Origin of the sequence: Niveispirillum irakense DSM 11586 (assembly GCF_000429645.1) — a bacterium.
In the GTDB taxonomy this organism is placed as follows: Bacteria; Pseudomonadota; Alphaproteobacteria; order Azospirillales; family Azospirillaceae; genus Niveispirillum; species Niveispirillum irakense.
Window position 1 is genome coordinate 269,940 of sequence record NZ_KE386933.1, and the last position, 12,104, is coordinate 282,043.

At 63.1% G+C, this 12,104-nt stretch carries 13 protein-coding genes and 1 tRNA gene; 7 read left to right on the forward strand and 7 right to left on the reverse strand.

Annotated features, from left to right (window positions below):
• Positions 1-80 precede the first annotated feature (80 nt).
• Complete coding sequence (locus G473_RS0115250; protein ID WP_029013812.1) at positions 81-914, reverse strand: inositol monophosphatase family protein; 834 nt, start codon at positions 912-914, stop codon at positions 81-83.
• 180 nt (positions 915-1,094) lie between these two features.
• A complete protein-coding gene (gene efp, locus G473_RS0115255; RefSeq protein ID WP_029013813.1) occupies positions 1,095-1,661 on the reverse strand; it encodes an elongation factor P in 567 nt (188 codons plus the stop codon).
• 274 nt (positions 1,662-1,935) lie between these two features.
• Between efp and G473_RS0115260 the strand changes: the two genes are divergently transcribed.
• Genes G473_RS0115260 through G473_RS0115275 form a run of 4 tightly spaced genes read left to right on the forward strand, consistent with a single transcriptional unit; the run spans position 1,936 to position 5,922 of the window.
• Positions 1,936-2,865 (forward strand): ABC transporter permease subunit, encoded by a 930-nt coding sequence (locus tag G473_RS0115260; RefSeq protein ID WP_029013814.1) that lies wholly within the window; start codon positions 1,936-1,938, stop codon positions 2,863-2,865.
• Between the two features lies 1 nt (position 2,866).
• Complete coding sequence (livM, locus tag G473_RS0115265; protein ID WP_051330324.1) at positions 2,867-4,339, forward strand: high-affinity branched-chain amino acid ABC transporter permease LivM; 1,473 nt, start codon at positions 2,867-2,869, stop codon at positions 4,337-4,339.
• A gap of 3 nt (positions 4,340-4,342) precedes the next feature.
• Positions 4,343-5,206 carry a high-affinity branched-chain amino acid ABC transporter ATP-binding protein LivG gene (gene livG / locus G473_RS0115270; RefSeq protein ID WP_029013816.1) on the forward strand — a complete coding sequence of 288 codons (864 nt, stop codon included), beginning with the start codon at positions 4,343-4,345 and terminating at the stop codon, positions 5,204-5,206.
• Positions 5,207-5,208: 2 nt separating this feature from the next.
• Positions 5,209-5,922 (forward strand): ABC transporter ATP-binding protein, encoded by a 714-nt coding sequence (locus tag G473_RS0115275; protein WP_210163353.1) that lies wholly within the window; start codon positions 5,209-5,211, stop codon positions 5,920-5,922.
• A 110-nt stretch (positions 5,923-6,032) separates the two neighbouring features.
• On the opposite strand, the gene G473_RS27165 is transcribed toward G473_RS0115275, so the two are convergent.
• From G473_RS27165 to thrC, 3 genes are read right to left on the reverse strand one after another with little or no spacing between them, the layout of a single operon-like run.
• Complete coding sequence (locus G473_RS27165) at positions 6,033-6,650, reverse strand: GNAT family N-acetyltransferase (protein ID WP_051330325.1); 618 nt, start codon at positions 6,648-6,650, stop codon at positions 6,033-6,035.
• 48 nt (positions 6,651-6,698) lie between these two features.
• Entirely contained in the window at positions 6,699-7,985 is a 1,287-nt protein-coding gene (locus G473_RS0115285) for a M16 family metallopeptidase (protein ID WP_029013818.1), read from the reverse strand.
• Between the two features lie 17 nt (positions 7,986-8,002).
• Positions 8,003-9,412 carry a threonine synthase gene (thrC, locus tag G473_RS0115290; RefSeq protein ID WP_029013819.1) on the reverse strand — a complete coding sequence of 470 codons (1,410 nt, stop codon included), beginning with the start codon at positions 9,410-9,412 and terminating at the stop codon, positions 8,003-8,005.
• A gap of 245 nt (positions 9,413-9,657) precedes the next feature.
• Here thrC and G473_RS0115295 point away from each other — a divergent pair, with 245 nt between their 5' ends.
• Positions 9,658-10,227, forward strand: coding sequence for a hypothetical protein (locus G473_RS0115295; RefSeq protein ID WP_029013820.1), 570 nt, complete (start codon positions 9,658-9,660; stop codon positions 10,225-10,227).
• 26 nt (positions 10,228-10,253) lie between these two features.
• Positions 10,254-10,784 carry a hypothetical protein gene (locus tag G473_RS0115300; protein ID WP_029013821.1) on the forward strand — a complete coding sequence of 177 codons (531 nt, stop codon included), beginning with the start codon at positions 10,254-10,256 and terminating at the stop codon, positions 10,782-10,784.
• 23 nt (positions 10,785-10,807) lie between these two features.
• On the opposite strand, the gene G473_RS0115305 is transcribed toward G473_RS0115300, so the two are convergent.
• Positions 10,808-11,068, reverse strand: a complete 261-nt coding sequence (locus G473_RS0115305; RefSeq protein ID WP_029013822.1) for a hypothetical protein — start codon at positions 11,066-11,068, stop codon at positions 10,808-10,810.
• Between the two features lie 107 nt (positions 11,069-11,175).
• Positions 11,176-11,805 (reverse strand): 2-hydroxychromene-2-carboxylate isomerase, encoded by a 630-nt coding sequence (locus tag G473_RS0115310; protein WP_029013823.1) that lies wholly within the window; start codon positions 11,803-11,805, stop codon positions 11,176-11,178.
• A gap of 195 nt (positions 11,806-12,000) precedes the next feature.
• On the opposite strand from G473_RS0115310, the gene G473_RS0115315 reads away from it, so the two are divergent.
• Positions 12,001-12,076 (forward strand) — tRNA-Ile (locus tag G473_RS0115315).
• The last annotated feature ends 28 nt before the right edge of the window (positions 12,077-12,104 follow it).

The following is a 12,104-nucleotide window of genomic DNA, read 5'->3' on the forward strand; positions in this document are numbered from 1 at the left end:
GGTCGGCTCAACCCTGGTGGGATTTTTTATACCGGTCACGCCCCGCCCGGCATGGGCGGGGCGTGACCCGGATCGGGGGATCAGGCCTTGGCCGGGGCGGCGGCGGGCGCGGCCTTGGGCTTGCCGGCATTCCGCAGCACGACGGCCAGATGGGAATGCAGGTTGGGGTTGGCGGCCAGGATGGAACCGCTGGAAAGCGGGCTCTTGCCGGGGCCGATCTCGCTGACGAAGCCGCCGGCTTCCGTCACCATCAACATGCCGGCGGCCAGATCCCACGGCTTCAGGCTGGCTTCGAAGAAGCCGTCATAACGACCGGCGGCGGTATAGGCGAGGTCGAGCGAGGCGGCGCCCCAGCGGCGGATGCCGGACACCTGGCCCATCAGCGCTTCCAACTGCACCATGAATTCCTTGGCATTGCCATGGCCCTTGAAGGGGATGCCGGTGGCGATCAGGCTGTCGGCCAGGGTGCGACGGTTGGAAACGCGCAGACGCTGGTGGTTCAGGAAGGCGCCGGCGCCCTTTTCCGCCCAGAACATCTCGTCATGCACCGGCTCATAGACGACGCCGGCGATGATTTCGCCCTCACGCTCCAGACCGATGGAGATGGCCCAGTGCGGCAGGCCGTGCAGGAAATTGGTGGTGCCGTCCAGCGGATCGACGATGAAACGGTGGGACGTGTCCTTGCCCTTGATCTCGCCGGTCTCTTCCATCAGCAGGCCGAAATCGGGGCGGGCCTTCTGGAGTTCTTCGCGCACGATGCGCTCGGCCTTCTGATCGGCAGCGGAGACGAAATCGGCCGGACCCTTGCGGGAGACCTGGAGATGCTCGACCTCACCAAAATCGCGCAGGATGGCCTTGCCGGCCTTTTCCGCCGCACGGGTCATGACGTTCAGGATGGCCGAACGGGCTGCCATGGTCGAACACTCCACAATGTCTAAGAACGGGTCGAACTCTCAGGGCCGCGATCACCGCAGCCGCCTTTAAGAGTCTTATATCAAAAAGCAAAACGCCCGCGCCTTGTGTTCAGCGCGGGCGTCTTATGCGAAGGCACGTCTCAACCGGTCGCCGTCAGCCGGCAACCGGGATGAAGCGGATCAATCCTTGGCGCGTTCCAGATACTCGCCCGTCTCGATATTGACGACGATGCGGGTACCGGCTTCGATATGGGGCGGCACCAGGACGCGGGCGCCATTTTCCAGCACAGCCGGCTTGTAGGAGGAAGAAGCGGTCTGCCCCTTCACCACCGGGTCAGCCTCGGTGATCATCAAGGTCACGGTCTGCGGCAGTTCAACCGACAGCGGGGTGCCTTCGAAGGACTGCACGACAACTTCCATGCCGTCCTGCAGGAAGATCTTGCCGTCGCCGATGATCTCACCGGCGATGGTGACCTGCTCGAAGGTTTCCTTGTCCATGAAGGTGAAATTATCGTCTTCGGCGAACAGGAACGTCATCTCGTGATCGTCGAGACGGGCACGCTCGACGGCTTCGCCGGTGCGGAAGCGCTCGATATTCTTGTTACCGCTCTTCACGTCCTTCATTTCCAGCTGGATGAAGGCGCCGCCCTTGCCGGGCTGCACGATCTGGGTGCCGGTGATGACGTAGAGACGGCCGTTATGCTCAAGGATGTGACCCTTGCGCATGGTGTTCGCATTGACCTTCATGACACGCTTCTCAAACTTTGGAATCGAGCGGCGCGGAACCTAACAGCAAAGGACAGGTCTGGCAAATCCCGCGTAGAAGCGCCCACCGCATAGGCAACCGGCGGGGCACGCAGGGGCGGGGGGGCCAAATGTCTCCCCGACAATTCGCGCCGTGCTTGCTGGGGAGGCGCGGGTTGGTTACCGTGCGCATCAAGATGCCGGGAGAAGTTCCAGACAAGGCCGTCGCCACCGGCCACAGGGAAGGGAACCGCCGGCGGGTCGGACAGGGGAACTAATGGACGCGTCAGCGCTGGGGACGTTTCTCCAATATCTCATCAATGGCCTGACGTTAGGGGCTATTTATGGGTTGATCGCCATCGGCTACACGATGGTCTATGGCATTATCCGGATGATCAATTTCGCCCATGGCGAGATTTACATGATCGGCGCGTTCGTCGCGGTGACGACCTTCTCGCTGCTGGCGTCATTGGGCGTCACAGCGGTACCGCTGGCCCTGCTGCTGGTGCTGCTGGTATCGATCTTTTTCACCGCTGCCTATGGCTGGACGGTGGAACGCATCGCCTATCGTCCGCTGCGCGGCGCGCCCAAGCTGGCGCCGCTGATCTCCGCCATCGGCATGTCGATCTTCCTGCAAAATTATGTGATGCAGACGCAAGGTTCCCGGCCCAAGCCCCTGGCGCCGGTGATGAATGGCGGGATCACGCTGTGGAATGGGGACGGTTTCACCCTTTCAATCTCCTATATCCAGCTTTTCATCATCCTGCTGACCCTGGTTCTGATGCTGGGCTTCACCCAGTTGATCGGCCGCACGGCGCTGGGCCGCGCGCAGCGGGCCTGTGAGCAGGACCGGACCATGGCCGGGCTGCTGGGCATCAATGTGGACCGGACCATCAGCCTGACCTTCGTCATGGGGGCGACGCTGGCCGCCGTGGCCGGTGTGCTGGTGACGATGTATTATGGGGTGATCGATTTCTATATCGGCTTCCTGGCGGGGATGAAGGCCTTCACCGCCGCCGTGCTGGGGGGCATCGGCTCCCTGCCGGGCGCGATGCTGGGCGGGTTGCTGATCGGGCTGATCGAGGCTTTCTTCACCGGCTATATTTCCGGCGCCTATAAGGATGTGGCCAGTTTCAGTGTGCTGATCGCCGTGCTGGTGTTCCGCCCCACCGGCCTGCTGGGCCGCCCTGACATCGAGAAGGTGTGAGATGGCGACTGTTGCATTGCCGACGCGGCTGAAAGATGCCGCCATCGCCGCCGGTCTGGCGCTGGTTCTCGCCATTCCTTTCATCGGCCTTTTCACCGTCTCCACCGATCAGGGGTTGGTGGTTAACAGCCGCTGGTCCTGGGTCGCCTGGGCCGTGGGGCTGGTCTTTGCCGGACGACTTCTGCTGGGGGCCGGGCGCGACGCCCTGGCCGCGCGTGCTAATAGGAAAAACAATGAGCATATCGATCTAACGAATCATCATAAAAATAATCGTATTTTGCGTGGGATTGCTATAGGTTTTGTAGTTTTCATTGTTCCAGTTTTCTTCCTGATTTATGGAGGTGCTTCGGGTATACAGATAATATTGGCGTTGGTTATTTGTCTTTTGATTGGATTTTTTCTGGACATTTTGGGTGGATTTGTTCTGCCTGCCCTGAAGAAAGTGGACCGTTCGTCAGTTGGTACCCGACTGACCCGGGCTTTCATGGTGGCAGCCTTGCTGTTCGCGGTGACGCTGCCTTTCATGCCCTATAGCGACCGTTACATTATCGATCTGGGCACCACGGTGCTGATCTATATCCTGCTGGGCCTGGGGCTGAATGTGACGGTCGGGCTGGCCGGGCTGCTGGATCTGGGTTTCGTGGCGTTTTATGCCATCGGTGCCTACAGCTTCGCCCTGCTCTCCAAATTCTTCGGGCTGGATTTCTGGGTCTGCCTGCCCTTGTCAGGCCTGATTGCGGCTGGATTCGGGGTGCTGCTGTCGCTGCCCATCCTGCGGCTGCGCGGGGATTATCTGGCCATCGTCACGCTGGGTTTCGGGGAGATCACCCGCATCGTCATCCTGAACTGGCAGGGCCTGACCGGGGGGCCGAACGGCGTGTCGGGTATCCCGCGTCCCGGCCTGTTCGGCCTGTCCTTTGAACGGCGGCCCCCGGAAGGGATGGTCAGCTTTCATGAGGTGACGGGCATCGGTTTTTCCGGCGAACACCGTTTGATGTTCCTGTACCTGATCGTGCTGGCACTGGTCTGTCTGGCGGCCTGGGTGATCAACCGTTTACGCGCCCTGCCGGTGGGCCGGGCGTGGGAGGCGCTGCGCGAGGATGAAATCGCCTGCCGGTCGCTGGGCATCAACCCCACGGCCAGCAAAGTGTCGGCCTATGCCATTGGCGGCATGATGGGCGGCTTTGCCGGCTGTTTCTTTGCTGCCCGCCAGGGCTTTGTCTCCCCGGAAAGTTTCGGCTTCATCGAAAGCGCCCTGATCCTGGCCATTGTGGTGCTGGGCGGCATGGGCAGTCAGGTGGGGGTGGTGATTGCAGCATTGTTCATCGTCATGCTGCCGGAACTGGGGCGTGAATTTGCCGATTACCGCATGATCGTCTTCGGCCTTGCCATGATCACCATCATGGTCTGGCGCCCCGGTGGGCTGCTCTCCACCCGCGTGCCGACCGTGAAGCTGGATCAGAAGGGGGCCTGAGACATGAGCGAACCATTGCTGAATGTCACCGGCCTGACCATGCGGTTCGGCGGGCTGGTGGCGGTGGATGGCGTGAACCTGTCGGCTGATACCGGCCGCATCACCGCCCTGATCGGCCCCAACGGGGCCGGCAAGACCACCATTTTCAACTGCCTGACCGGGTTTTACAAACCCACCTCGGGCGAGCTGTCCCTGTCACACCCCACCCGCGGCAAGGTCAGCTTGCAGACGCTGCCGGGTTATCAGGTGGCCCGCCACGGGGTGGTGCGCACCTTCCAGAATATCCGCCTGTTCCCGCGCATGACGGTGCTGGAAAACCTGCTGGTCGCCCAGCATGTCGGGCTGATGCGGAAATCTGTACTGGGTGTTGCCGGGCTGCTGGGCCTGAAGGGCTGGCGCACAGCCCAGAAAGAAGCCATCGAGCGGGCCCGCTTCTGGATCAACCGGCTGGATTTGGCAGCCGTCGCCAATGAGGAGGCGGGCAACCTCTCCTATGGGATGCAGCGGCGGGTGGAAATCGCCCGCGCCATGAATACCGATCCGCTGCTGCTGTGCCTGGATGAACCGGCGGCCGGTCTAAACCCGCGGGAGACGGCGGCGCTGGGGGAGTTGCTTCAGGGTATCCGGGCTGAATTCGGCATCGGCATCCTGTTGATCGAGCATGACATGAAGCTGGTGATGGGCATTTCCGACCATATCCATGTGGTGGAATATGGCCGCAAGATCGCGGAGGGCACGCCCGAGCAGATCCGCACCGATGAGCGCGTGATCAAGGCCTATCTGGGCGAACCGGATGAGGAAGAATTGCCAGCCGTTGTGGCTGCCGATATCGCCGAAGTGGCTGCGGGCGAAGGAGACCGGGTATGAGCCTGCTGCAACTGACGGGGGTCCGTACCAATTACGGCCCCATCGAGGCCCTGCGCGGCGTGGATGTGACGGTGGAGCAGGGGGAGATCGTCACCCTGATCGGCGCCAATGGGGCTGGCAAATCCACCCTGTTGATGACCATCTGCGGCCAGCCCAAGCCGGCAGCGGGCAGCATCGTCTTTGACGGGCGTTCCATCGTCGATCTGCCGCCGCATGAAACCGCCAAGCTGGGCATCGCCCAGGTGCCGGAAGGAAGGCGCATCTTCCCGCGCATGACGGTGTTTGAAAACCTGCAACTGGGGGCCACGCTGGGCGACCCGGCCAATTTCGACGCCGACATCGCCTATTGCTTCGACCTGTTTCCCATCCTGCAAAAGCGCCGGGACCAGCGGGCGGGCACCCTGTCGGGCGGGGAACAGCAGATGCTGGCCATTTCCCGCGCGCTGATGAGCCGTCCGCGCCTGCTGCTGCTGGATGAACCCTCGCTGGGGCTGGCCCCCTTGATCATCCGCCGTATCTTCGATGTGATCGCCGATCTGAACAAGACGCGGGGGATGACCATTCTGCTGGTGGAGCAGAACGCCTATCACGCCCTGAAACTGGCCCACCGCGCCTATGTGCTGGCCCAGGGCCAGGTGGTGCTGCAGGGGGCGGGGCCGGAACTGCTGGCCAATCCAGAGGTGCGGGCGGCCTATCTGGAAGGCGGGGCGCATTGAGGTTTTAGAGTTGGTCAGGTCAGGTTGGATCAACTTCTACCGTCACCCCGGCCTTCGCCGGGGTGACGGGAAAACCCTTTCCATCTGCACCCAACAAATTTCGCGCCCCGCTACAAATCCCGCACCGTGACATCCGGCATCGTCGCCCAATCGTCCCGCAGGATGCCATAGAGCAGGTGGTCGGCCCATTTGCCGTCGATGCGCAGATAGGCGCGGGCATAGCCTTCGCGGGTGAAGCCCACCTTTTCCAGCAGGCCGCTGCTGGGGCCATTGGTCGGCAGGCAGGCGGCTTCCACCCGGTGCAGGCCCAATTGCCCGAAGGAAAAAGACAGCAGCAGCTTTGCCGCTTCTGAAATATAGCCACGACGGGCATAGGGCCTGCCGACCCAATAGCCCATGGTACCCATCTGGGCCACGCCGCGGCGGATATTGGTCAGGCTGATGCCGCCGACCAGCTTTTCATCCCCCTGGGCGAAAACCAGGAAACTGTAAGCCTCATCCTCCCGCCATTCCGAGGCCTGCCGGCGCAGGCGGCGCAGGAAACTGTCGCGGGTCAGGGCGTCCGGGGGCCATGTCGGCTCCCACGGGGCCAGGAAATCCCGGCTCTCCTCCCGCACGGCCACCCATTCCCGCCAGTCACGCGGCTGGGCGGGGCGGATATGGACATGGGGGCCATCCACCCGCATGGGCGGCGGGCTGAGCAACCCGTCGGGGATCAGTCGGATCATGCCCTGGCACCTCCCCTTAACCGGTTGTTCCCCCGCCGCATCCTGGGATCAGGCCGCCAGCCGGCCGGCAATGTCGCCGTAGCTTTCCAGCCCTTCCAGCGGCCCCAGCGCCGTGACGGTGGGGGTGGTGCCGAAGATGCGGTCGGCGCAGGCCGCCACATTTTCCAGCGTCACCGCATCCAGCCGGGTCACGATTTCCGCCGGGGGAATCAGGCGGCCATAGGTCAGCAGGTGGGAGCCCAACTGTTCGGCCCGGTTGGTGGTGCTTTCCAGCCCCATCAACTGGCTGGCCTTCAACTGGGCACGGGCGCGGACCAGTTCTTCCGCCGTCAGGGTGCGGGACAGTTTGCGCACTTCCTCGCAGACCACGGGCACCAGTTCAGATGTGCTTTCCGGGCCGGTGCCGGCATAGATGCCAAACACGCCGCTATCGCTCATCGACCAGTTGAAGCTGTGGATGGAATAGACCAGCCCGCGCTTTTCCCGCACTTCCTGGAACAGGCGCGACGACATGCCCCCGCCCAGCAGGGTAGACAGGACCATGGCATTGTAAAGGTCGGGATCGGTGCTGGCGATACCGTTGAAGCCCAGCAGCAGGTGGGTTTGCTCCAGGTCGCGATCCTCGCGGAACTCCCCGCCCTGATAGCGGCCCGCCTCACTGTCGGCCATCTCGCCGGTCGGCAGATCGGCGAACAGGCGCAGGGCCATTTCCACCGCATCCTCGTGCCGCACATTGCCGGCCGCCGCCAGCACCATGTTGCTGGCGACATAGCGGCCACGGACATAATCGGACAGGGACGCGCGCGGCAGGGAGAACACGATCTCCGCCGTGCCCAGCACCGGGCGGCCCAGCCGCTGCTGCGGGAAGGCGGTGGCCAGGAAATGGTCATAGACGATATCGTCGGGCGTATCCTCCGCCTGACCGATCTCCTGCAAGATGACCTGGCGTTCCTTCTCCAACTCCCCTTCATCGAACAGCGGATGCTGCACCATGTCGGCCAGGATACCCAGCGCCAAGCCGAAATCCTCTTTCAGCACCTTGGCGTAATAGGTGGTCTGCTCACGCCCCGTATAGGCGTTGAGATGGCCGCCCACATTCTCAATCTCCGCCGAGATGGCGAAGGCATCGCGGGTGGGCGTGCCCTTGAACAGCATATGTTCAACCAGATGGGCCACGCCATTGGCGGTCAGCGGCTCATGCCGGCTGCCGACCCCGATCCACACGCCGGTGGTCACGGTTTCCACATGCGGCATCGTATCGGTGGCCACGCGCAAGCCATTCGGCAGGGTGGTGATGCGGATATTGGCGGGAAGGGGGAAGGGGCTTTCGCTCACGTTCAGGTAATCTTCCATCAGGCGTCGGTACGGGCCACGCGGGCGCGGGCACGGACATGGTTTTTCAAAATCTGGATATCATTAGGCAGGATGTCCATCCTCTCCTGACGATCATAGAGATCGGCAAGGTGACGGGGCAGGGGCGGGCGCACACCCGTGGCCTTTTCCACCGCATCGGGGAACTTGGCCGGATGCGCCGTGCCCATCACCACCACGGGGATGGACGGGTCCAGGTCGCTGGCCTGGGCCGCCGCCACGCCCACGGCGCTGTGCGGATCAACCAGATAGCCCGACCCTTCATAGGCTTGCTTCATCACGGCCAATGTCTCTTCCGTGTCGCAGCGATAGCCCTCAAACAGCTCCCGCACGCGGTCCAACTGGCCCTGGCTCACCTCAAACCGACCAGTTTTGCGGAAACCATCCATGCACTGGGCCACGGCGGCACCGTCGCGGTCCATCAGATCGAACAGCAGCCGTTCGAAATTGCTGGAAACCTGGATATCCATCGACGGGCTGATGGTCGGCTGCACCCCATCGGCCTGCATCGCACCGGTGGCGAAGAAGCGGGCCAGAATGTCATTCTCGTTGGTGCCGACGATCAGGCGCTTCACCGGCACGCCCATCTGGCGGGCGGCATAGGCGGCATAGACATTGCCAAAATTGCCCGTGGGCACGGCAAAGGCCATTTCCCGATCCGGTGCGCCCAATGCCACGGCAGCGGCAACGTAATAAACGATCTGGGCCATGATGCGGGCCCAGTTGATGGAATTGACCGCCGACAGGTTCAGCGCATCGCGGAACGGCTGGTCGTTGAACATCGCCTTCACGGCGTCCTGGCAATCATCAAACGTGCCCTGAAGGGCGACGTTATGCACGTTGCTGGACAGCACCGTCGTCATCTGCCGGCGCTGCACTTCTGACGTGCGGCCCTGCGGATGCAGGATGACGATATCCACCCGCTCCCGATCGCGGCACGCCTCAATCGCGGCCGAGCCGGTGTCGCCGCTGGTGGCACCGACGATGGTGACGCGGCTGTCCTTCTTGGCCAGCACATGGTCGAACAACTGGCCCAGCAACTGGAGCGCCACATCCTTGAAGGCCAGGGTCGGCCCGTGGAACAGTTCCATCATCCAGGTGCGCTGGTCGATCTGCACCAGCGGCACCACGGCCTTGTGGGCGAAGCTGCCATAGGCGGCAGTGACCAGCGGTGCGAAATCCTCACGGCTGATGGTCCCGCCCAGGAAGGGGAGCATCACCTCCACCGCCAGTTCGGCATAGGTCAGCCCCCGGAACCGGCGCAAATCATCGGCGCTGAGACGCGGCCACGCGGCTGGCACATAGAGACCGCCATCGCGGGCAAGCCCCGCCAGCAGGACATCATCGAAAGCCAAAGCCGGGGCCTGACCGCGCGTGCTGATATAGGACACCTTATACCCACCCGTTTTTGAGCAACCGTTCTGCGGGCGCTACCCTACCGACGGGTATGGCATACACGCAAGAACCGCCGCACCCCCCGCTGTGCTGACGGCTCATGCCTGCCCCGCCCAAGACGGTTCAGGCTGGCGCGCCGGGGTGTGGCAATCGTTTCTGATTACAGTTGCATGATTGTGTTTCCCTGCACCCGTGCTGAAGCTACACTCTTTCCGGGCCGGCGACACGGGGCGGGTGGACGATGGGCTATGTGGGTATCTTCCTGACAGCGGGGGTGATTGGCGTGGCCGCCTATATCTTCGCCTATCTTGTCGCCCGGCTGATGGAAAGCTCCGTTCAGTCGCGGCCGGAACTGCGTCAGGCAGAAGAAGTGCTGCCCCGTCGGTCCCTGCTGGAGGCCAAGTTCGACAACCGCCGGAGCGAACGCAAGGCCCGGCTGACCCAACTTCAGAGTGAGATTGCCGAGCTGCGCCGTCGCCGTTTTATCCAGGATAAGTTGCTGGCCGATGCAAAGCGGGAGGCGCAGGCCCCGGTGCGGGTGATCGGTGCGGAGGGGCGGGCCCTGCTGCGCTTTCGCGCCTGGATGGTCAACCGGCAGGTTCAGGCTGCCGCCGCCGAGCGTAAACACCATCCGCTGCTGGATACGGAATGGGCGTCGCCGCAGATTGTGGAGGTCTGGGCTGACAATCTGACCGATGCCAAGCGAGAACTTCAGCGCTTTTTCCCCATGCCGTTGGGTTTCGCTGTCTTGAATATCAATATCGCGCTGTCGCCGGAATTGGTGGCCGCTGATGCCGCGGCCAATGGCTGATCGCGGTAAGGGGAGGGCATAGCGAAATGTCCATCTCCTTGATACTCGTCGCCATCTTCGTTGTTGGCGGCCTCGCCTTTGGGGCGGAGCAAGGAATGCGCCGTCTGCGCCAGGCCAGGCACCGGTTTCAGGCGGTGATGACCCGGATGCGTCAGCAATCCCTGCGTCTGCGCCTGGCGGCCCGCGAAAGCATGGTGCTGGGCCGGGAACTTCGTCATTACCAGCGCACCGCTGACCTTCTGGAAGAAGAACTGAACCGCCACGAGGAGGAGTTGGCCGACCTGTCCCAACCCCATAACCGGATATTCGTGCTGGATGAGCGGCGCGCCGCCGGGGATGTGGCATGGCTGGTGACGCTGGATTCTGCCCCGCCGACGCCGGAAACCAGGGAAATGCCGCCCTGGGTCGGTCCTCGCCGCTTCCGCGTCTGGGGCAGCGAGGAAGCGGGCGTGCGCACCAAGGTGGAACGGCGATATCCACCGGAGGCCGGCTTCACCATTGTCAGCATGGCACCGGCACACAGCACCGGTCCCGCCACCGCGGCGGCCCATGGCTGAAACCCTGGCGGAAGCGGTGGGCCTTAGTATTTCGCGACCGCACTGGTGCGACCGGCGGCCACCATTTCCAGGGCACTGTCATCCAGCTCATCCCCCTGGGCTGCCATCCATTCATCTACCTGTGCCGCCTCCAGCGACAGGCCCCGGGCGGCGGCCAGATCAATAATGGCGGCAGTGCGCGCGTCCGCGTCGGGCAGGGCCGAAAGCGTGTCCATCTGCGCCTTATCGGCCTGCAGGGCGGTGGCGAACTGGATGATGTCGGCGGAAAAGGCGGTGCCGGTCATAGCGGGGCGCTCCTGGGGCTGGGGACGGTCCCATCATGCAGCCATTTACAGCCGCGCGCAGTCCCTTTCCCCTATGCCGCCGGCCCTGTTGGGCTATGCCAGCAGGATCACCCGGCCTGTTTGGCTTCCAGCACGGCCTGGCGCAGCAGGGCCAGCCGGTCATTGCCATAGACCATTTCCCGGCCCGCCACGACAAAGCTGGGCACACCGAAACAGCCGGCCTTGACGGCATTGGCAACATATTCCGCCTGCAGGCGCTCTGTTTCCGCCTCTTCCATCATGGGGCCGAACAGATGCGGCTCAATCCCGGCCGTGTCATTGGCAATGCGCAGGCACAGCGCATCATCGGCGGGCGACGCGCCATCGACGAAGATCGCCTTCATCAGCGCGCGGGCGAAAACCTGTCCGGCATCGAACCGCCGCGCCGCCACGCAGGCCAGCGCCAGACGCGGCGGGTTGGGCATCAGCACATCGGCATAATGGCGGAAGGGCACATTATACAGCCGCGCGAACCGCTCCAGATCCTGGCGGCGATAATCGGGGCGGAACTGGCCGGAATGGGGACTGGCCTGTTCCAGGTCATAGCCGGCGGCCTTGATCAGCATGCGGGCGGAAACGGGATACCAGTCCACGCGGCAGCCGGTTTCCACTTGCAGCTTCATCATCTGCGTGCCGGCCAGATAGGCATAGGGGCTGGCGGGGCTGAAATAGAAATCGACAATGACGGGGCCGGGCATCGTTCTGGCTCTTGAAGAGAGGAAGGGATCACATCCCCCACCTCTGCCAGCCCCCGCCGCCCGATGCAAGCGGCCCCGCCATCCTTTCCCTGGGCAGGGATGTGGAAAGGGATATTGGTCGCGATGTTATGCAACCTGTTTGCGACTGTTGATTTTGCCCCCGCCTTTGGGGCAGAGTGCGGGCCGCCTTGGTGGGGGCCTGTAGCTCAATGGTTAGAGCCGGCCGCTCATAACGGTCTGGTTGGGGGTTCAAGTCCCTCCGGGCCCACCAATTTCCTTCAATAGTCACCCTATACGCG